The organism is Enterobacter sp. ku-bf2, assembly GCF_001742765.1.
Lineage (GTDB): Bacteria > Pseudomonadota > Gammaproteobacteria > Enterobacterales > Enterobacteriaceae > Enterobacter > Enterobacter quasiroggenkampii.
The window spans coordinates 1-19,046 of record NZ_MDVW01000019.1 but is presented as its reverse complement, the minus strand read 5'-3'; the positions used below and the strand labels follow the sequence as shown (position 1 = coordinate 19,046).

Here is a 19,046-nt window from a genome sequence, read left to right as displayed (position 1 = left end):
AAACCCCGCCTCGCGCGGGGTTTTTTATTGCCACATTTTCTCGTTATGTCGTGCTACAGTGTCAAAAAGTGGTCGTTTGAGGAGTCTGAATTGTGCCTGGTCTGAAGATTTCTATTTTGCAGCAACCTTTAGTGTGGATGGATGGCCCCGCCAACCTGCGCCACTTTGATCGCCAACTGGAAGACATTACCGGGCGTGATGTGATTGTCCTGCCGGAAATGTTCACCACCGGCTTCGCCATGGAAGCGGCAAAACAGTCAATGCCTCAGGATGAGGTGGTCGCCTGGATGCACGCCAAAGCGCAGCAGACTAATGCGCTGATCGCCGGCAGCGCCGCCCTGCAGACCGAACGCGGGCCGGTGAACCGCTTCCTGCTGGTGGAGCCGGAAGGGAACGTGCATTTTTACGATAAACGCCACCTGTTCCGCATGGCGGATGAGCATCATCACTATGAGGCCGGTAACGAGCGCGTGGTGTTCGAATGGCGCGGCTGGCGTATTCTGCCGCTGGTCTGCTACGACCTGCGTTTCCCGGTGTGGTCGCGTAACCGCAACGATTACGACCTGGCGCTGTATGTTGCCAACTGGCCTGCACCGCGCTCCCTGCACTGGCAATCGCTGCTGGTGGCGCGCGCGATTGAGAACCAGGCGTACGTGGTGGGCTGCAACCGCGTGGGGACGGACGGCAACGGGCATCACTATCGCGGCGACAGCCGGGTGGTGAATCCGCAGGGCGAGATCATCGCCACCGCCGAGCCGCATCAGGCGACGCGTATTGATGCCGAATTATCGTTAACGGCGCTGAAGGAGTACCGGGAGAAGTTTCCGGCGTGGCAGGATGCGGATCCTTTTAGCATTGAGTGAAAAAAAAGCCGGGTGGCGGCTACGCCTTACCCGGCCTACCAATGTTGCTCGCTTCTTTTAACTCACCAGCGCCTGCCCGTCCTTGCGGCTTTCCGTCGCGGCCACGTAGTGTCCTTCCGGCAGGCGGTAAATCACCTGCGCGCCACCGAAGTTGTAATCCTGAAGCGGATCTTCCACCACGATCTGATGTCCGCGCTCGCGCAGAGCGGCAATCGTGTTGCGATCGAACGTCGATTCAACGATCACCTCCCTGCCCTGCACTACGCGCCAGCGCGGCGCATCGATTGCCGCCTGCGGGTTTTGCCCGTGCAGCATGATGCGCAGCGCCATCTGCATGTGCCCCTGCGCCTGCATCGGGCCGCCCATCACGCCAAAGGACATCAGCGGCTGGCCGTTGCCGTCCATCGCAAAGCCCGGAATGATGGTGTGGAACGGGCGCTTGCTGCCCGCCAGCGCGTTCGGGTGCTCAGGATCCAGCACAAATCCGCAGCCCCGGTTTTGCAGGCTGATCCCCGTATCCGGCACCACAATGCCTGAACCGAAGCCCATATAGTTGGACTGAATAAACGAGACCATCATCCCGCTGGCGTCCGCGGTGCTGATGTAGACCGTGCCGCTCTGCGTCGGGGAGCCGTAGACAAAATCAGACGCGCTGTCGTGGTTGATCAGCGCCGCACGTGACTTCAGATAATGGTCGCTCAGCAGCTCTTTCGCCGCGAACGCCATGTGTTCTTCGTCCGCCACGTAGCGGTCGAGATCCGCCAGCGCCAGCTTCATCGCCTCGATGGACAGATGCAGAGACTGCACGGAATCCGGATGATGCTTCTCAATGCCGCACTGCTCAAGAATGCCGAGCGCAATCAGCGTGGCGATCCCCTGACCGTTAGGCGGGAGCTCCTGCACCGAACCGCCCGCGAAGTCGCGCGACAGCAGCTCTACCCAGTCCACGCGATGGTTGGCCAGATCCTCAGCCGTCAGGTGCGCGCCATGTTCTTTGGCGAAAGCGGCAATTTTCTGCGCCAGCTCGCCGCGGTAAAAGGCGTCGCCGTTAGTTTTCGCAATCAGCTCCAGCGAGTTCGCCTGCGCCGGGTTACGGAAGATCTCCCCCACGCGCGGGGCGCGGCCTTCCGGCGCGAAGCAGGCGCTGAAACCCGGCTGATCTTTCAGCTTGTGATAGCCGCGCTGCCAGAGATGCCCAATCAGCGGGGAGACCGGGAAGCCTTTGCGCGCGTAGTCAATGGCGGGCTGCGCCAGGGTGGTCAGCGGCAGCGTGCCGAAGCGTTCCGCCAGGGCGACCCAGCCGGATACCGCGCCCGGCACGGTCACCGCGTCCCAGCCGATTTCCGGCACTGCGGTTTTTCCGGCAAACAGATCCGCATGCCAGCTCGCCGGCGAACGACCGGAGGCGTTCAGGCCGTGCAGCTTTTCACCGTCCCAGACGATGGCAAAGGCATCGCTGCCGATCCCGTTGCCGGTCGGCTCGACCACCGTCAGCGCCATCGCGGTGGCAATGGCCGCATCCACGGCATTTCCCCCCAGCTGCAGCATCTTCATTCCCGCCTGCGCCGCCAGCGGCTGCGACGTTGCAACGGCGTTATGGCCCAGCATCGGCGGGCGGCGTGAATCGTAACCGGACGTAAAATCAAGCGCTTTGGTCATCATGACTCCTTAGTCATGGCGCGGATCGAGCGCATCGCGCAGCCCGTCGCCGAGTAAATTAAAGCCCTGCACGGCAAGGAAAATCGCCACACCGGGGAAAATGGACATCCACGGGGCCTGCTCAAGAAAACCTTTGGCGGTGTTGAGCATAGAGCCCCAGGACGGATTGGGCGGCTGCTGTCCCAGCCCCAAGAACGACAGGCTGGCTTCAGCGATTATCGCCGAGGCAATCGCCAGCGTGGCCTGTACCAGGATCGGCGACATCACGTTGGGCAGGACATACTTAATGATGATCCAGCGATCCGGCAGGCCAATCGCCCGCGCGCCGTCGATATACTCTTCGTTGCGAATGGCGATCACCTGCCCGCGCGTCAGGCGGGCGAAGATCGGCATCGCCGAAAGACCGATGGCGATCATCGCGTTGGTCAGGCTCGGGCCTAAAAATGCCCCCAGCGCGATCGCCATGATCAGGAACGGGCAGGCCAGCAGCGCCTCGATCACGCGCGAGATGACACCGTCCCACATCTTCTGGAAGTAGCCCGCCACCAGCCCCAGCGGAACGCCGATAACCACGGCAATTACCACAGACATACAGCCCGCCATCAGCGAGGTGCGCGCCCCCCAGATAATGCGGGATAAGATGTCGCGCCCCAGCTCGTCGGTGCCGAACCAGTACATCACCGACGGCGCTTTGCGCACCGCCAGGAAGTTGGCCTTGACCGGATCGAACGGGGCGATCCACGGCGCCAGCAGCGCCACCAGCACAAAGAAGCCCACCACCGCCGCGCCAATGACCGCACTTTTATTGCCGAGGAATTTCTTCAGCACCCGGTTTTGCGCCCCCGGCAGCGCAGGCACAACGGTTTGCGTCGTCAGTTCCGCCATGGTTAACCTCGCATTTTCGGGTTGATGAGGACGTAGAGCACGTCGGCCAGAAGGTTCAGCATCAGGAAGCCAATCGCCACGATCAGCACCACGCCCTGCACCACCGCATAGTCACGGTTGAAAACCGAGTCGACGATCATCTTGCCAAAGCCCGGAATGGTGAAAACCTGCTCGGTCAGCACCGCACCGCCCAGCAGCTCGCCAAACAGCAGCGTGGTGAGGGTGATTACCGGCACCAGCGCGTTGCGAAACGCATGCTTCAGGATCACCGCTTTCGGCAGTAGCCCTTTCGCCCGCGCGGTGCGGATGTAATCCGCTTTCAGCACGGCAATCATCGAGGCACGGGTATGGCGCATCAGCGTTGCCGCGAGGCCCGTTCCGAGCACGGACGCGGGCAGCAGCAGCGTGCGCAGGTTCTGAAGCGGATCTTCGCTGAACGGCACATAGCCGGACGCGGGGAGCCATTGCAGGTTCACCGAGAAGACCAGAATCAGCAGGATCCCCAGCCAGAAGTGCGGGATCGAGATCCCCGAAATCGCCACGAAGTTCGCCCCGTGATCGACCCAGCTGTTTTTGTTCACCGCCGCGAGGATCCCCATGCTGATGCCAAACACCAGCGCGATAATCATCGCCAGCAGCGACAGCTCCAGCGTAACCGGCAGCTTGCTGGCAATCAGCTGCGTCACCGGCTCATGCGTGCGTAAGGAGACGCCCAGATCGCCCTGCAGCGCCCGCGTCAGCCAGTGGAAATACTGCACGGGAATGGGCGCATCGAGGTTCAGCTCCGCGCGCAGCTGAGCGATAACTGCCGGGTCGCGCTCCTCACCGGCCATGGCGATCAACGGGTCGCCGGGAAGCAGCTTTTGCAGCCCAAACACCATCATGCTCACCAGCAGTAGCGTCGGGACGGCCAGCAGCAGACGTTTGCAAATCAGTTCCAGCATGGGCTCTCCTCAGGACGGTTATTTCGCCAGCGTTAAGCCAGCCAGACGCACTATGCCGTCCGGGTACGGCTTAAAGCCCTGCACGCTTTTGTTCAGGCCAAAAATACGCGGCTCGAAGTAGAGGTAGGCAATCGGCATATCCGTTTGCAGCTGTTTCACCACCTTGTCGTACAGCGGCTGGCGCGCGGCCTGGTCAGTACTCTGGCGCGCCTGGGTCAGCCACTCATCAACCTGCGCATTGCTGTAGCGGCCGTCGTTCAGGGTGCCTTTGCTGTTGATAAAGCCGTAGATACTGCCGTCCGGATCCGGGCGCCCCGACCAGCCTGAGAAGCTCAGCTGATAGTCCCCGCTCTGCTGGCGGTCCAGCAGCGTGGCGAATTCGGTCATCTGCAGGTTCAGATTAAAGCCCGCCTCGGCGACCATCGCCTGCAGCACCTGCCCCACCTGCTGTGAGGTGGGGTTGTTCGGTACCAGCAGGTTGACGGTCAGCGGCGCGCTGACGCCTGCCGCTTTGAGCAGCGCTTTGGCCTTGTCGACGTCACGCGGCGGGACCGGCAGGTTGACGTGATACGGGCTGACCGTCGAAAACGCCTGGTTGGCTGGCGTATACAGTCCTTCAAAGACCACCTGGTTTAGCGCATCGCGGTCGATAGCCTGCGAGAAGGCCTCGCGCACGCGGGCATCTTTGAACGGGTCATTGGCCGGCACCTTGCCGTTATTGATGTTGAAGGTGATGCCCTGATAGCCGAGGCCCGTTACCTTCGCCAGCGCCAGCTTGCTGTCGGCCTCGACGGTTTTCACGTCGCTGGCAGCAATCCCTTCGGTCAGATCGAGATCGCCCGCGCGCAGGTTTGCGAGGCGCACGGAGGCATCCGGAATCGGCAGATAGATAATTTTGTCGAAGTGGTAGGCGTCTTTGTTCCAGTAGTTGTCGAAGCGGGTCAGAACAATGCGGTCCTGAGATACGCGGCTGTCGAATTTATACGGGCCAGAACAGACGGGATGGGCAGCAAAGTCAGGCTTTTTCGCCGCCTCGGGGGCCATCATTGCACCCGCGCGGTCGGTGAGCTGCATCAGCAGCGCGGCATCGGGGGTCTTCAGGTGCAGCGCAATCTGCATCGGGCCGGTGATCTCGACCGATTCAACGGAGGAGATCTCGCTCTTACGCAGGGAGCCTTTCAGGGTCAGGGCGCGGTCGAGGTTGTATTTTGCCGCAGCGGCATCGAATTTCTCACCGTCGTGGAAGGTCACGCCTTCGCGCAGATTAAGCGTCAGAGTTTTACCGTCGTCACTCCACGCCCAGTCTTTGGCCAGGCCGGGGACAACTTTCAGGTTTTCATCCACGTCCACCAGCCTGTCGCACAGGGAGGCAAAGACGAAGCGGCCATAGTAGGTGCGCGCCAGATGTGGGTCGAGCATGTCCGGATCTGCCCCCAGGCCAATACGCAGCACGCTTTCAGAATGGGCGGGCAGCGCCGCGCCAAGCAACATAACACTTCCCAGTACGGTCAAAAGAGAATTACGCATTGTCATTATCATGAGTTCCTTGAAGGAAGGGATGAGTGGGTGGCCGCGTGTTCAAACAGCGCGCGGCGGCGCAGAAAAGCGGCGGATGGCGGTGCGATCTGGATAACGCTGCGATCGCGGTTGATCTCCTGCCAGCGATGACAGGCAACCTGACGCCCGCCGTCGAGCACCTGATTAATCGGCTCGACCTGACGGCATTCGTCGGTGACGTACGGGCAGCGGGTGTGGAAACGACAGCCGGACGGCGGGCTGGCAGGGTTCGGTAAGTCTCCCTGCAGCAGCGGCGCGTCGCGTTCAGCGCCCGGCTGCATCTGCGGCGCCGAGGCGATCAGCGCCTGCGTATAAGGATGTAGCGGCGCGTCAAAGATCTCATCCACGGTGGCGAGCTCGACGATTTGCCCGAGGTACATGACCGCCACGCGGTCGCTCATGTGGCGGATCACTGCCAGACCATGGGCGACAATCACCATTGTCAGCCCCAGTTGGTGCTTCAGGCTTTCCAGCAAATTGACCACCTGCGCCTGAACGGAGACGTCCAGCGCGGATACCGGCTCATCGCCCAGCAGCAGCTTCGGTCCCGAGGCCAGCGCGCGCGCAATGCCGATACGCTGGCGCTGCCCGCCGGAAAACTCGTGCGGGTAGCGCCCGGCCCAGGCGGCGGGCAGGCCTACGGTTTTAAGTAACTCGGCAACGCGGTACTGGCGATCCGCTTTTTTCATGTTCTGATGCAGCCACAGCGGCTCGCCGACGATCTGCTCCACCGTCATGCGCGGGTTCAGGGAGGCGAAGGGATCCTGGAAGATGATCTGCAGCTCGCGCCGGAGTTGATTGAGGCGCGCCCCCGAGGCGTGGGTGATCTCTTCCCCCTGATAAAACACGCGCCCTTCGCTGGCGGCCAGCAGGCGCAGCAGCAAACGGCCAAGCGTGGATTTTCCGGAACCGGACTCGCCGACAATCGCCAGCGTTTCGCCCGGCATCACGGCAAGCGACACGCGATCGACCGCCGTGACGAACCGGGCCGGGGTAAAGAGTTTTTTCGGACCGGGGAACAGCTTGCTGAGGTCCCGTGCTTCAAGAATGGGTGTGGTCATGCGGTCTCTCCCAGGGCGATGTGGTGTTCGAGCGGCACGCGGAAGCAGGCAACCTGATGGCCCGCGCCGAGCGTGGCGAGCTGCGGTTTTTCATCATGGCAGCGCGCCTGCGCAAACGGACAGCGGGTGGCAAAACGACAGCCCTTCGGCATGGATTCCGGCAGAGGTACCGAACCGGGAATGGTGGAAAGCGGGCCTTTACGTGCGCCAAGGGAGGGAATCGACCCCATCAGGCCGATGGTGTACGGGTGCTGCGGATCGGCAAATATCGCCTCAACGCTGCCCTGCTCTACCACCTGTCCGGCATACATCACCGCCACCTGCTGCGCCACTTCAGCCACCACGCCTAAATCGTGGGTGATCATCAGCACCGCCGTGCCGGTCTCTTCTTTGAGGGCGTTGAGCAAGGCGAGGATTTGCGCCTGGATAGTGACGTCAAGCGCGGTGGTCGGTTCGTCGGCAATCAATAATTTAGGATGATTAATCAGCGCCATGGCAATCATCACGCGCTGGCGCATGCCGCCGGAAAGCTGGTGAGGATACGCCTTGAGACGCATCTCTGCCGCCGGGATCTGCACTTTCTCGAGGATCTGCAGCGCGACCTTCATCGCCTCTGCGCGCGAGACGTCCTGGTGTCGCATGACCGCTTCACTCAACTGATCGCCCAGCGTAAACGCCGGATTGAGCGAGGTCATCGGCTCCTGGAAAATCATCGCCAGCTCGCTGCCACGCAGATCGGCATACTCCCGCAGCGAGAGCTTGCGCAGATCGTGGCGGCGAAACTGCATCTCCCCGCTGACGATCCGTGCGCTGGCGGGCAGTAACCCCATCAGCGCCAGTGAGGTGATACTTTTCCCGCAGCCGGACTCTCCCACCAGCGCCAGCGTTTCGCCCGCCCTGACGGTCAATGAGATACCGTCAAGCACGCTAACCGGTGAGCCCGCGAACGTAACGTTGAGGTTTTGGACTTGCAGTACGGGCGTGGCGTCCTTAAAGGGGATTGTCGTCATGGCGTGAAGTCGTCCTCAAGGTGGATAGCCTGAATCAGGGCGGTTTGCAGGCTGAGCAGGTGTTCGCGCATGGCGGCCGCAGCTTCATTAGGCTGGCGATGGATAATCGCCGCCATGATCTTGTGGTGGTGGTCGTTATAGCTATCGACACGTTCGGGCGTGCGGGCTAATTCGCGCAGATGCTGCCAGCCCGGTTCACGTCTGACGGCATCAATGGCATCAAACAGGCCGAGCATCAGACGGTTGCCCGCAGCCTCGGCAATCGCCCGGTGAAAGGCGCTATCCCAGAGTTCGTTAAGATCGCGGTCATCCGGGCTGACCTTATCGATGCGTTCCAGCATGCGCTGCATAAGCGCGAGGTTTTCCCTGGTGGCACGCAGTGCCGCAAGCCGGGCCAGGCCGGGTTCAAGCTGAAGACGAGCTTCCATCACTTCCAGCAGGTTGGTTTGCTGCACCAGTCCCTGAAGGGCCAGCGGTTCAACAGGTGCTGACGGGCCGATAAAGGTCCCTTTGCCCTGCTTACGCCAGATACGCCCCTCCTCTTCCAGCACGTCCAGCGCACGACGGACTTCACGTCGCCCTACGCCGAGAGTGTCCGACAGCTCACGTTCCGTGGGCAGCGGAATGCCTGGTGTTGACTCATGCTGGTTGATTAGCCCGCGCAACTGCTCAAGCGCGGTGCTGGAATTGGCCAGAAACCGTGACGGTTTTTCCATATTGGTTCGCTCGCTTTCATCATTGCTTTATTTTAATTAACGATAAGTTATTGATATGGAATGAAGCTTATCGTGCTAATGATTAAGCAATAACCAAACCAATACGTAATTGGTTCGGTATTTTTTTGGCAAGCGGGAGATAACCAAATGATTCTGCGTGAATTATTTTTACAGAAAGACACATTCTGAATGAGTTCTGGAGAGAGGCATGGTGGCAAAATGCACAACGATAGTGCAAATAACGCACTGCAACCGTGCAATTGTTAATTAATTGCACCATTTATATTAACTTTTTGTTAACGATAAGTGAGAGTATGGGATTACAGAACGCTGAAACGACGAAGGCCTGAATCATTTCTGATTCAGGCCTTCTGAATAGTGGCGGAACGGACGGGACTCGAACCCGCGACCCCCTGCGTGACAGGCAGGTATTCTAACCGACTGAACTACCGCTCCACTGTTCCCGTTTGGGGAACGAGGCGCATATTACGGTGCGCCTCCGATCTCGTCAACGCTTTTTCTCGCGTTTTGAATCGTTTGCTGCAAAAATCGCCCAAACGATGATTTTACAGGCATTCCGGCGTTTTTTCAGGCACGCCAGAGACAGCTGCCGCCCTTCTTCTGCACCAGATCAAGACGGGATTCGTGGTTAAGCAGCTCTTCATCACTGGCTAAAACAACCCGTAGCCGGCTTGCCTGACGGACAACACGCTGAATACCCGCTTCGCCCTGCGTCTGCTGAGACTCATTTTCCATACTGAACTTCATTGACGTCTGCCCGCCGGTCATCGTCAGATAGACATCGGCGAGGATCTGGGCATCGAGCAACGCCCCGTGGAGCGTTCGTTTGGTATTGTCTATCTCGTAGCGCGAACAAAGTGCATCCAGGCTGTTACGCTTGCCGGGGAACATCTTCCTCGCCAGCGCCAGACTGTCTGTTACCTTACAGAAGGTGTTCGTCTTCGGGATATCACGATTAAGCTTGCTGAATTCATAGTCCATAAAGCCGATATCGAACGAGGCGTTATGGATGACAAGCTCGGCGCCCTTGATGTATTCCAGGAACTCGTCAGCCACATCCGCAAACGTCGGCTTATCCAGCAAGAACTCATCGGCAATACCGTGAACGCCGAACGCTTCGGGGTCCACCAGCCGATCGGGCTTGAGGTAGACGTGGAAGTTGTTCCCCGTAAGACGACGGTTCACCACTTCAACGGCGCCGATCTCGATGATCTTATGCCCTTCGTAGTGCGCGCCGATCTGGTTCATACCGGTGGTTTCGGTATCGAGGACGATCTGGCGAGTAATTGCAGTGCTCATAGCGGTCATTTATGTCAGACTTATCGTTTAACTGAACGTTTCAAATACAGGAAGTCTACCAGAGATGCGTAAACAGGTAGAAATTTTCACCGATGGATCTTGTCTCGGCAACCCAGGTCCCGGCGGCTACGGCGCGATAATGCGCTATCGCCAGCACGAAAAAACTTTTAGCGAAGGCTATTTTCTGACCACCAACAACCGGATGGAGCTCATGGCGGCCATTGTGGCGCTGGAGGCGTTAAAAGAACATTGTGACGTGGTGTTAAGTACCGACAGCCAGTACGTCCGCCAGGGGATTACCCAGTGGATCCATAACTGGAAAAAACGCGGCTGGAAGACTGCCGATAAGAAACCGGTCAAGAACGTCGATCTCTGGAAACGTCTTGATGCTGCGCTGGGCCAGCACCAGATTAAGTGGGAGTGGGTTAAAGGGCACGCCGGCCATCCGGAAAACGAACGCTGTGACGAGCTGGCGCGTGCGGCGGCCGCTAACCCTGCGCATGAGGACGCGGGCTATCAGCCTGAATCCTGATCAGGGCTTTTTGTATTGCCGCGTGGCGCCAACGGTCTGACGGATTGGCGTTTTCGATTTGCTCTGCTTCATGGGATTAAGCGTAAGGGGAATGGTTCGCTTACGCGCGACGATAAACTGCATGCAGCCTAAGGCAGGCAAATGCGTGCTCAACAAGACGCCCCCCTGCCGCGCCCAGGGCAGCACCTGAAAACCGCCGTAGCAGAGCACTTCGAAGTTCAGCAGTGACAGCCAGTCGAGCTGGCGCATCATGGTGAACATCCGGCTGTTGTATGGCGGCGTCCGACGCAGCACCGGTACCAGCTTACGCAGGCCCATCAGGCTCAGCGGATTGAATCCGCTCAGTACCAGCCAGCCGTCATCAATCAGCACGCGATCGGCTTCGCGAAGCAGACGGTGCGGATCGCTGCACCAGGGTAACGTATGTGCGAGCAAACACGCATCAACGGATTTTTCCGCAAACGGCAGATGTAACGGGTCTGCTTTCACCTGAACCGGCGATCCGCCGAGAGAGACGTTGACCTGATGCGAGATAGCGCAGCTTTCGGTATTGATTTCCGCGCTGAGATTGCCAATCTTAAGCAGGTGAAAGCCATACATTTTCGCCAGCCAGGGCTTCAGCTGTTGCTCTAACGCTTCGCGATAGTATTCACCCCAGGGCAATTCCGCCCAACGTTCCGGTGCTGCGACAGTCTGAGGTATCCTTGCCGGTTTCATCAACACACCCGCCACGCTATTAGAGGTAATGTATGAATCTTATCAGTATTTCCGCTTTTGAGGACAATTACATCTGGGTTTTGGTGGACGATGAACGTCGATGCGTCATTGTCGATCCCGGAGAATCCGCCCCCGTACTGCGCGCAATAAAAGAGAACGGCTGGCAGCCGGAAGCCATTCTGTTGACGCATCACCATCACGATCATACGGGCGGCGTGCTGGAACTGCGCGCCCACTTTCCGCATATTGTGGTTTACGGACCGGCAGAGGCACAAGATAAGGGACTCACGCAAGTAGTCGAAGAAGGCGAAAAAATCCTCATACGTGAGTGGGAGTTTTCCGTATTTGCTACACCGGGTCACACTTTGGGACATCTGTGTTTCTACAGTAAGCCTTATCTTTTTTGCGGCGACACGCTGTTCTCCGGAGGCTGCGGAAGACTATTTGAAGGCACACCAGCACAAATGTATCAGTCTTTACAGAAGATTAACGCATTACCCGATGATACCGTTATTTGTTGCGCGCATGAGTATACATTAGGAAATATGAAGTTTGCCGTCAGCCTGTTGCCTGAGGATCGGGCGATTCAGGATTATTATCACAAAGTGAAGGAGTTACGTGCAAAAAACCAAAAAACACTCCCCGTAATTCTGAAAAACGAACGCCAAATTAATTTATTTTTACGAACAGATGATATTGATTTAATTAATAAAATTAACCAAGAAACAAATTTGCAACAACCAGAACAGCGATTTGCATGGTTAAGGTCAAAGAAAGATAACTTCAGATAATTGCGGGTTGCCTTTTCAAAATTTCGCCGTTATCATCGCTCGTCTTTTAAGCAACTATTGACACACACATGAAGGCAAAAGCGATATTACTCGCCTCTGTCCTGCTTGTAGGTTGCCAGTCGCAGAACGGCAGCAACGTACAACAGCACGCACAGAGCCTTTCTGCAGCTGGTCAAGGGGAAGCAGGGAAGTTTACAAGTTCGGCGCGCTGGATGGACGATGGAACATCTTTCGCGCAGGATCAAGACTTGTGGACCTCTATTGGCGACGAGCTAAAGATGGGAATTCCGGAAAATACCCGGATTCGCGAACAGAAACAGAAGTATTTAAGTAATAAGAGCTATCTCCACGATGTAACGTTACGGGCAGAGCCGTATATGTACTGGATAGCCGGGCAAGTTAAGAAACGTAACATGCCTATGGAGCTGGTACTCCTACCCATAGTGGAGAGCGCTTTTGACCCACACGCGACGTCTGGCGCCAATGCCGCAGGCATTTGGCAGATCATTCCGAGCACCGGGCGAAACTATGGTCTGAAACAGACCCGCAACTATGATGCGCGTCGCGATGTTGTCGCTTCAACGACAGCCGCTCTCGACATGATGCAACGTCTGAACAAGATGTTTGACGGCGACTGGCTGTTAACGGTCGCAGCGTACAATAGCGGCGAAGGTCGTGTACTGAAGGCAATGAAAGCGAATAAAGCACGGGGTAAATCCACCGATTTTTGGTCGCTCTCACTGCCACAGGAAACAAAGATTTACGTACCGAAAATGCTGGCACTGAGCGATATTCTCAAGAACAGCAAGCGTTACGGTGTGCAACTGCCAACACCAGACGAAAGTCGTGCACTGGCGCGTGTTCGCCTCAGCAATCCGGTTGATATTCAACAGGTTGCTGATATGACGGGTATGTCGGTAAGTAAACTGAAAACCTTTAATGCTGGCGTTAAAGGCTCAACCCTGGGGGCGAGTGGCCCGCAGTATGTAATGGTTCCGCAGAAACATGCTGAGCAGTTACGTGAGTCTTTAGCTTCGGGTGAAATCGCCGCCGTTCAGTCAACGCTGATCGCGGATGCCTCACCCGTCAACAGCCGCAGTTATAAGGTTCGTTCAGGTGATACGCTTTCAGGCATTGCATCACGTCTTGGCGTGAGCGCAAAAGATCTCCAGCAGTGGAACAATCTGCGCGGATCGGGCTTGAAAGTGGGTCAGAATCTGACGGTTGGCGCAGGTAGCAGTGCGCAGCGTCTTGCCAACAACAGCGATAGCATTACCTATCGCGTGCGTAAGGGTGATTCGCTGTCCAGTATCGCAAAACGTCACGGCGTGAACATCAAAGATGTGATGCGCTGGAACAATGATACTGACAATCTGAAACCAGGCGACCAGCTGACGCTGTTTGTGAAGAACAGCGCGACGCCAGACTCCTGATAACACGACCGAAAGATAAAAAGGCACCGATTCCCCTCGGTGCCTTTTTTGTTTATCCCGCTTTTTGCGCTTCCGCCATGATGGTATCGCTGGTAAATGAACCATCGTCCTGCAGTTCAAAGTACGCCTTCACCTCTGCGGACGCACTCTCCTGATACAGCCTGATTGCCTGGCTTAACGCTTCCGGGGTGCGCATACGCGCAATCCACGAGCTAAACTCCAGCGGCAAACGGTCTGTGATTAACGAGCGTGTAATCAGTCCCGCTTCCGTGATAAGCGATAACCACTCTCCGCTGGCGTAGTTTTGCACATGCGAGGTGTCGCGCAGCGCTTCCACCGTTTGCAGCCAGATATTGCGCACCGGATGTCCAGGCGACATCACATCCATAATAATGAAGATGCCACCCGGCTTCAGAACGCGTTTGACTTCGCGTAATGCCTGGCCAACATCATGCCAGTGGTGCGCGGAATAACGGCTGATCACCACCTCAAACGAGGCATCATCAAAAGGTAAGGATTCGACATAGCCCTGACGCGTATCAATGTTGTCCAGCCCCTTCGCTTTCGCCGCTTCAGCAACCACCTCCAGCATCTGGCTGGATAAGTCATATGCGGTAACCTGCGCCACCTGCTGCGCAGCCGTGAAGCTGGCATGCCCTGCCCCGCAGCCTAAATCCAGCACGTGCGCCTGCGGAAATGCCGACAGGCGCTCACCGAGGCGCACCAGATCGCGGCCTGAAGCGTGTACGGCGCTGCTCAGATACGCATTTGCCTGCGAACCAAACTGTTTTTCTACGTTGTCATGATGGGAGTGTGTTGTTGTCATCGTACTGTCCTTTGTGGGTTAAAAATAAAAGGGCAGCACCTGCACAGGCCTGCCCCACGGCAGACCTGACACACCATTATTTATCAGGTTTGCCGGGACTGAATTCGACGAGTAGAGGGTTATGATCGGAGGCGCGCGTCACCAGCACGGAGGCATCGTGCACGCTCAACCCACGATAGAAGACAAAGTCGAGAGGACGACCAAAGGCTTTTTTGCGCTGGTCATCGCTAAAACGAACTTCACGCAGCGACATTTCGCGCGCAAAGCGATACAGCGCATTCATGCGCGGACGGCTCCAGGCATTGAAATCGCCGGCCATAATGATGGGCCCGCTGTGATGCGCTATCTGATCGCCAATCGGAAGTAACTGCTTACTGTACACATCCACGCCCAGGCTGAAGTTCACCGCGTGGATATTCACGACCATCAGCATACGGGTATCCGGCAGCGGATAGACCGTCACCAGCGCCGATTTCGCCAGGCGCAGAATAGGCTCTCGTTCGCGCAGTGGACAACAATAGACGGGATGTGCCGCTGAAAGCGTCATCACGCCCGAGGGGTGCTGAGGCAGAACAAAGGCGGGTACCTGGTCGGCGGCAAGATAGTGAGTGGTAGCAAACCGAACGAGCTCAGGCGTGGTTTGAGCCTCCTGGAGCAGAACCAGATGGGCATCTTTGCCAAAATTCTTGAGGACCGATAACCACTCCGCACGCTGCTGCTTAAAGATATTCCACACCAGTACACGGATTTTTTCATCGCTGCTTAACGGTGTGCCGGCGGGTAATGCCTGGCTTATGCTCGCAAATGACCCCGGAGGCAAGATCCTCTCCGCGGGCATTCCGGCTACATAACGCATGGCATAGGTATTTTTTCGCACTTTTGGAAACAGCCTCTGTAACATGAACCAGTCCGGAAAACGGACTGGTTCTAATGTTATAGGGACTTTAGGTCACACTTTCAACGCAATTTCTGAGAAACCGCTTTCCAGTTTTGTAAGCAAGCGCTTACTGATGTTAACCCAGCGCGACGCGGGCGGGTTTATCAAGACGTCCGCTCAGCCCAATCAACAGGAAAGCGACCAGGACAATCACCGCGCCAATCCATGGCGTCTGGGTTAATCCGACGTGTTCGACGGTTTGCCCACCAATGATGGAGCCCAGCGCGATACCAATATTAAAAGCGGCAATATTCAGGCCGGAAGCCACATCCACCGCATTGGGCGTATAAAGCTCGGCTTTCTGAACAACGTAGACCTGAAGCCCGGGCACATTACCAAAGGCGAAGATCCCCATGACCAGTACCGTGACCAGCGCGGCGTACTGTATCGAAGCCGTGAACTGGAAAATCATCAACAGAACGACCAACGCGGCGAAAATGAATTTCAGCGCCGGTACCGCACCATGCTTATCCGCAAGCTTGCCGCCCCAGATATTGCCAATCGCAACGGAAATACCGTATCCCAGCAAAATCCAGCTCACGGCATTGGGGGAGAAACCCGCCAGGTCCTGCATCATCGGTGCAAGGAAAGTGAAGGCGGTGAATACGCCACCATAGCCCAGCGCCGTAACCGCGTAGATGATTAGCAAACGCGGATGCGTGAGCACCTTCAGCTGATCGCTCAGGCTGGCGCTGGCCCGGCCAGGAATATTCGACGGCACCAGCAGCAGGCTGGTCACCAGGGCAATGACGCCCAGTAAGGAGACGGCCAGGAACGTTTCACGCCAGCCGAAGTGTTGTCCGATAAACGTCCCCAACGGTACGCCCGTGACGAGTGCAACAGTCAGCCCACCGAACATGATCGCAATGGCGGAGGCCGCTTTCTCTTTTGGTACCAGGCTGGTTGCAATAGTGGAACCAATCGAGAAGAACACCCCGTGTGCAAGGCCGGTCAACAGACGAGCGATGACCAGCGTGGTGTAGTCCGGCGCCTGCCAGGCTAGCACGTTGCCGGCGGTGAACAGCACCATTAATGCAACTAACAGCTGCTTACGCGGAAAACGTCCGGTCAGGGCCGTCAGCACGGGAGCGCCGACGGCAACGCCCAGGGCATAGATGGACACCAGTAATCCGGCGGAGGGCAATGAGATCGCAAGCTGGTTAGCAATGGTGGGAACCAGTCCCACGATAACAAATTCGGTCGTGCCAATTGCAAAGGCACTGATCGTCAGGGCAAGAAGCGCCAGTGGCATAAAATACTCCGTATCATCAGGATTAAGATGACAGGCAGTATGCGCCAGTGCTTAAATAACAAAAATGGTCAAAATATCAATAGAATTTTGCGGGTGGTGCAACAATGAAAGCAACGTCGGAAGAGCTGACAATCTTTGTCGCCGTCGTCGAAAGCGGCAGCTTTAGCCGCGCGGCCGAACAGCTGGGGCAGGCTAACTCAGCCATTAGCCGCTCGGTAAAAAAGCTGGAGATGAAGCTTGGGGTGAGCCTGCTCAACCGAACGACGCGGCAGCTGAGCCTGACGGAAGAAGGAGAGCGTTATTTTCGCCGCGTGCAGTCGGTACTGCAGGAGATGGCCGCAGCGGAGACCGAGATTATGGAAACCCGCAGCACGCCGCGTGGGTTACTGCGCATTGATGCGGCCACGCCGGTTGTGCTTCACTTTCTGATGCCGCTGATTAAACCTTTCCGCGAACGTTATCCGGAGATGACGCTCTCTTTGGTCTCGTCAGAGACGTTTATCAACCTCATCGAGCGAAAGGTAGATGTGGCTATCCGGGCGGGAACGCTGACCGATTCAAGCTTGCGTGCCCGCCCTCTGTTTGCCAGCTACCGAAAAATTATCGCGTCGCCACAGTATATTGCTGAACATGGTAAACCGGAGACGGTTGAAGAACTGAAGCAGCATCTGTGCCTGGGCTTTACGGAGCCGGTATCGCTGAACACCTGGCCTGTCGCCTGCCATGATGGGCAACTTCATGAAATTACTAGCGGATTGTCGTCTAACAGCGGGGAAACGCTGAAGCAGCTGTGCCTCGAAGGCAATGGTATCGCCTGCCTGTCAGACTATATGATCGATAAGGAGATTGCGCGAGGTGAACTGGTGGAATTGATGGCCGATAAACGCCTGCCGGTCGAAATGCCTTTTAGCGCGGTGTATTACAGTGACAGAGCGGTGAGTACGCGCATTCGTGCCTTTATTGATTTTCTGAGTGAACATATAAAAACAGCTCCCGGAGGAGCTGTGTGAGGGTTCAGGTTACAGAGGGTGGGTCAAACTTAATCCCAGTGAGGAGCTAAGCCTTCCGGGCTGACCAGGCGATCGTTGCACTCCAGGGCTGCGATCGCTTTTTTATCGTCAGCATCCAGGTGAAGATCCGTTGCCAACAGGTTGCTCGCCAGGTTTTCACGTTTAGTTGAAGATGGGATCACGGCATAACCTTCACCCATTGCCCATGCCAGAATAACCTGCGCGGCAGTCGCGTTATGTTTCTCAGCGATACGCGTAATCACTTCATCTTTCAGGGCTTTACCATAGGCCAGCGTCATGTATGAGGTGATGTGGATCCCGTGCTGTTTTGCCCAGTCCACGACTTTGCGGTTCTGCAGGTAAGGAGACAGTTCAATCTGGTTGGTCGCAATATTTTCTGCACCTACAGCCGCAATGGCTTTTTCCATCAGCGGGATCGTGAAGTTGGAGATCCCAATTTCGCGGGTTAAGCCCTGCTTTTTCGCTTCCAGCAGCGCCTGCATGAATTCTTCCACGGAGACGGCATCGTTTGGTGATGGCCAGTGGATCAGCGTCAGATCGACGTAGTCAGTACGCAGTTTTTTCAGGCTTTCTTTCAGGCTTGGGATCAGCTTGTCTTTGCTGAGATTCTCAATCCAGATTTTCGTGGTAATGAACAGCTCATTACGCGGTACACCGCTCTCTTCGAGAGCTTGTCCAACGGCAGCTTCGTTTTCATAGATCTGCGCCGTATCAACTGCGCGATAGCCCAGTTCGAGTGCGGTTTTAACTGATGCGATAACAACGTCGTCTTTCAGGCGGAAAGTGCCCAGACCAAATGCAGGGAGAGTCATAATTTTCCTCAATCGTTATGTTCGTAAACTGAGGACGATTATCGCTGGCTGTGTTATAGAGAAAAAGATCGTAAAACGCAGAGGATTTTTGCTGATTTCGCAATAATTAAACGTCAGATAAGAAAAAAGCCCTGAGCGTTAACTCAGGGCTTTTAATAAGTGGCGGAACGGACGGGACTCGAACCCGCGACCCCCTGCGTGACAGGCAGGTATTCTAACCGACTGAACTACCGCTCCACCGAAGACTGCTTGTAACCACCGGATTAATGCACCGGCTTACTACTTAATTTGATGCCTGGCAGTTCCCTACTCTCACATGGGGAGACCCCACACTACCATCGGCGCTACGGCGTTTCACTTCTGAGTTCGGCATGGGGTCAGGTGGGACCACCGCGCTAAAGCCGCCAGGCAAATTCTGTTAATCTGTATCAGGCTGAATTTTGATTGTTCTGTCTCTTCGCCAAAACATCTTCGGCGTTGTAAGGTTAAGCCTCACGGTTCATTAGTATCGGTTAGCTCAACGCATCGCTGCGCTTACACACCCGACCTATCAACGTCGTCGTCTTCAACGTTCCTTCAGGAGACTTAAAGTCTCAGGGAGAACTCATCTCGGGGCAAGTTTCGTGCTTAGATGCTTTCAGCACTTATCTTTTCCGCATTTAGCTACCGGGCAGTGCCATTGGCATGACAACCCGAACAC

At 56.6% G+C, this 19,046-nt stretch carries 18 protein-coding genes, 2 tRNA genes and 2 rRNA genes; 5 read left to right on the top strand and 17 right to left on the bottom strand.

Annotated features, from left to right (window positions below; all coding sequences use genetic code 11):
• Positions 1 to 92 precede the first annotated feature (92 nt).
• Entirely contained in the window at positions 93 to 863 is a 771-nt protein-coding gene (locus BFG58_RS17400; protein WP_045909852.1) for an amidohydrolase, read from the top strand.
• A 57-nt stretch (positions 864 to 920) separates the two neighbouring features.
• Here the strand turns inward: BFG58_RS17400 and BFG58_RS17395 are convergent, their stop codons facing one another.
• The 9 genes from BFG58_RS17395 to dnaQ form a co-directional block, all read right to left on the bottom strand.
• On the bottom strand, positions 921 to 2,522 hold the full coding sequence (locus BFG58_RS17395) for a gamma-glutamyltransferase family protein (protein ID WP_069720197.1): 1,602 nt from the start codon (positions 2,520 to 2,522) through the stop codon (positions 921 to 923).
• A 9-nt stretch (positions 2,523 to 2,531) separates the two neighbouring features.
• The gene (locus tag BFG58_RS17390) at positions 2,532 to 3,407 is read right to left on the bottom strand and encodes an ABC transporter permease (RefSeq protein WP_069720196.1); all 876 of its coding nucleotides are present in this window, start codon (positions 3,405 to 3,407) and stop codon (positions 2,532 to 2,534) included.
• 2 nt (positions 3,408 to 3,409) lie between these two features.
• Positions 3,410 to 4,351 carry an ABC transporter permease gene (locus BFG58_RS17385; RefSeq protein ID WP_008500268.1) on the bottom strand — a complete coding sequence of 314 codons (942 nt, stop codon included), beginning with the start codon at positions 4,349 to 4,351 and terminating at the stop codon, positions 3,410 to 3,412.
• A gap of 18 nt (positions 4,352 to 4,369) precedes the next feature.
• Positions 4,370 to 5,884 (bottom strand): ABC transporter substrate-binding protein, encoded by a 1,515-nt coding sequence (locus tag BFG58_RS17380; protein WP_175430179.1) that lies wholly within the window; start codon positions 5,882 to 5,884, stop codon positions 4,370 to 4,372.
• Positions 5,885 to 5,886: 2 nt separating this feature from the next.
• On the bottom strand, positions 5,887 to 6,969 hold the full coding sequence (locus BFG58_RS17375; protein WP_069720194.1) for an ABC transporter ATP-binding protein: 1,083 nt from the start codon (positions 6,967 to 6,969) through the stop codon (positions 5,887 to 5,889).
• Complete coding sequence (locus BFG58_RS17370) at positions 6,966 to 7,979, bottom strand: ABC transporter ATP-binding protein (RefSeq protein WP_069720193.1); 1,014 nt, start codon at positions 7,977 to 7,979, stop codon at positions 6,966 to 6,968. Before BFG58_RS17370 ends, BFG58_RS17375 begins: the two co-directional genes overlap by 4 nt.
• On the bottom strand, positions 7,976 to 8,695 hold the full coding sequence (locus BFG58_RS17365) for a FadR/GntR family transcriptional regulator (RefSeq protein WP_045909857.1): 720 nt from the start codon (positions 8,693 to 8,695) through the stop codon (positions 7,976 to 7,978). The genes BFG58_RS17370 and BFG58_RS17365 overlap by 4 nt, the downstream gene beginning before the upstream one ends.
• Positions 8,696 to 9,074: 379 nt before the next feature.
• Positions 9,075 to 9,151, bottom strand: a tRNA-Asp gene (locus BFG58_RS17360).
• A gap of 132 nt (positions 9,152 to 9,283) precedes the next feature.
• On the bottom strand, positions 9,284 to 10,015 hold the full coding sequence (dnaQ, locus tag BFG58_RS17355) for a DNA polymerase III subunit epsilon (RefSeq protein ID WP_048029949.1): 732 nt from the start codon (positions 10,013 to 10,015) through the stop codon (positions 9,284 to 9,286).
• 31 nt (positions 10,016 to 10,046) lie between these two features.
• Here dnaQ and rnhA point away from each other — a divergent pair, with 31 nt between their 5' ends.
• Entirely contained in the window at positions 10,047 to 10,547 is a 501-nt protein-coding gene (gene rnhA / locus BFG58_RS17350; RefSeq protein ID WP_223540539.1) for a ribonuclease HI, read from the top strand.
• Here the strand turns inward: rnhA and BFG58_RS17345 are convergent, their stop codons facing one another.
• Entirely contained in the window at positions 10,548 to 11,264 is a 717-nt protein-coding gene (locus BFG58_RS17345; RefSeq protein ID WP_045909859.1) for a class I SAM-dependent methyltransferase, read from the bottom strand.
• Between the two features lie 32 nt (positions 11,265 to 11,296).
• On the opposite strand from BFG58_RS17345, the gene gloB reads away from it, so the two are divergent.
• Together gloB and mltD are read left to right on the top strand one after the other, a co-directional pair.
• Positions 11,297 to 12,055 (top strand): hydroxyacylglutathione hydrolase, encoded by a 759-nt coding sequence (gene gloB / locus BFG58_RS17340; RefSeq protein ID WP_069720192.1) that lies wholly within the window; start codon positions 11,297 to 11,299, stop codon positions 12,053 to 12,055.
• 68 nt (positions 12,056 to 12,123) lie between these two features.
• Positions 12,124 to 13,488, top strand: coding sequence for a murein transglycosylase D (mltD, locus tag BFG58_RS17335; RefSeq protein WP_045909861.1), 1,365 nt, complete (start codon positions 12,124 to 12,126; stop codon positions 13,486 to 13,488).
• 52 nt (positions 13,489 to 13,540) lie between these two features.
• On the opposite strand, the gene BFG58_RS17330 is transcribed toward mltD, so the two are convergent.
• From BFG58_RS17330 to BFG58_RS17320, 3 genes are all read right to left on the bottom strand, one after another.
• A complete protein-coding gene (locus tag BFG58_RS17330) occupies positions 13,541 to 14,314 on the bottom strand; it encodes a class I SAM-dependent methyltransferase (RefSeq protein WP_069720191.1) in 774 nt (257 codons plus the stop codon).
• A gap of 76 nt (positions 14,315 to 14,390) precedes the next feature.
• Positions 14,391 to 15,191, bottom strand: coding sequence for an endonuclease/exonuclease/phosphatase family protein (locus BFG58_RS17325; protein ID WP_025912579.1), 801 nt, complete (start codon positions 15,189 to 15,191; stop codon positions 14,391 to 14,393).
• Positions 15,192 to 15,327: 136 nt separating this feature from the next.
• A complete protein-coding gene (locus BFG58_RS17320; RefSeq protein WP_063620856.1) occupies positions 15,328 to 16,503 on the bottom strand; it encodes an MFS transporter in 1,176 nt (391 codons plus the stop codon).
• 104 nt (positions 16,504 to 16,607) lie between these two features.
• Between BFG58_RS17320 and yafC the strand changes: the two genes are divergently transcribed.
• Entirely contained in the window at positions 16,608 to 17,513 is a 906-nt protein-coding gene (gene yafC, locus BFG58_RS17315) for a DNA-binding transcriptional regulator YafC (RefSeq protein ID WP_045909864.1), read from the top strand.
• Between the two features lie 29 nt (positions 17,514 to 17,542).
• Here yafC and dkgB read toward each other — a convergent pair whose 3' ends face one another.
• The 4 genes from dkgB to BFG58_RS17295 form a co-directional block, all read right to left on the bottom strand.
• Positions 17,543 to 18,346 carry a 2,5-didehydrogluconate reductase DkgB gene (gene dkgB, locus BFG58_RS17310; RefSeq protein WP_024909445.1) on the bottom strand — a complete coding sequence of 268 codons (804 nt, stop codon included), beginning with the start codon at positions 18,344 to 18,346 and terminating at the stop codon, positions 17,543 to 17,545.
• Positions 18,347 to 18,506: 160 nt separating this feature from the next.
• Positions 18,507 to 18,583, bottom strand: a tRNA-Asp gene (locus BFG58_RS17305).
• A 56-nt stretch (positions 18,584 to 18,639) separates the two neighbouring features.
• Positions 18,640 to 18,755, bottom strand: a 5S ribosomal RNA gene (gene rrf, locus BFG58_RS17300).
• Positions 18,756 to 18,827: 72 nt separating this feature from the next.
• Positions 18,828 to 19,046: ribosomal RNA gene (locus BFG58_RS17295) — 23S ribosomal RNA — on the bottom strand; the annotation flags it as partial.

Bases quoted from the DNA above. Each gene is read 5' to 3' on its own strand.
- BFG58_RS17395 (WP_069720197.1), bottom strand. From the start codon at position 2,522: ATGACCAAAGCGCTTGATTTTACGTCCGGTTACGATTCACGCCGCCCG.
- BFG58_RS17390 (WP_069720196.1), bottom strand. From the start codon at position 3,407: ATGGCGGAACTGACGACGCAAACCGTTGTGCCTGCGCTGCCGGGGGCG.
- BFG58_RS17385 (WP_008500268.1), bottom strand. From the start codon at position 4,351: ATGCTGGAACTGATTTGCAAACGTCTGCTGCTGGCCGTCCCGACGCTA.
- BFG58_RS17380 (WP_175430179.1), bottom strand. From the start codon at position 5,884: ATGACAATGCGTAATTCTCTTTTGACCGTACTGGGAAGTGTTATGTTG.
- BFG58_RS17375 (WP_069720194.1), bottom strand. From the start codon at position 6,969: ATGACCACACCCATTCTTGAAGCACGGGACCTCAGCAAGCTGTTCCCC.
- BFG58_RS17370 (WP_069720193.1), bottom strand. From the start codon at position 7,979: ATGACGACAATCCCCTTTAAGGACGCCACGCCCGTACTGCAAGTCCAA.
- BFG58_RS17365 (WP_045909857.1), bottom strand. From the start codon at position 8,695: ATGGAAAAACCGTCACGGTTTCTGGCCAATTCCAGCACCGCGCTTGAG.
- dnaQ (WP_048029949.1), bottom strand. From the start codon at position 10,015: ATGAGCACTGCAATTACTCGCCAGATCGTCCTCGATACCGAAACCACC.
- BFG58_RS17345 (WP_045909859.1), bottom strand. From the start codon at position 11,264: ATGAAACCGGCAAGGATACCTCAGACTGTCGCAGCACCGGAACGTTGG.
- gloB (WP_069720192.1), top strand. From the start codon at position 11,297: ATGAATCTTATCAGTATTTCCGCTTTTGAGGACAATTACATCTGGGTT.
- mltD (WP_045909861.1), top strand. From the start codon at position 12,124: ATGAAGGCAAAAGCGATATTACTCGCCTCTGTCCTGCTTGTAGGTTGC.
- BFG58_RS17330 (WP_069720191.1), bottom strand. From the start codon at position 14,314: ATGACAACAACACACTCCCATCATGACAACGTAGAAAAACAGTTTGGT.
- BFG58_RS17320 (WP_063620856.1), bottom strand. From the start codon at position 16,503: ATGCCACTGGCGCTTCTTGCCCTGACGATCAGTGCCTTTGCAATTGGC.
- yafC (WP_045909864.1), top strand. From the start codon at position 16,608: ATGAAAGCAACGTCGGAAGAGCTGACAATCTTTGTCGCCGTCGTCGAA.
- dkgB (WP_024909445.1), bottom strand. From the start codon at position 18,346: ATGACTCTCCCTGCATTTGGTCTGGGCACTTTCCGCCTGAAAGACGAC.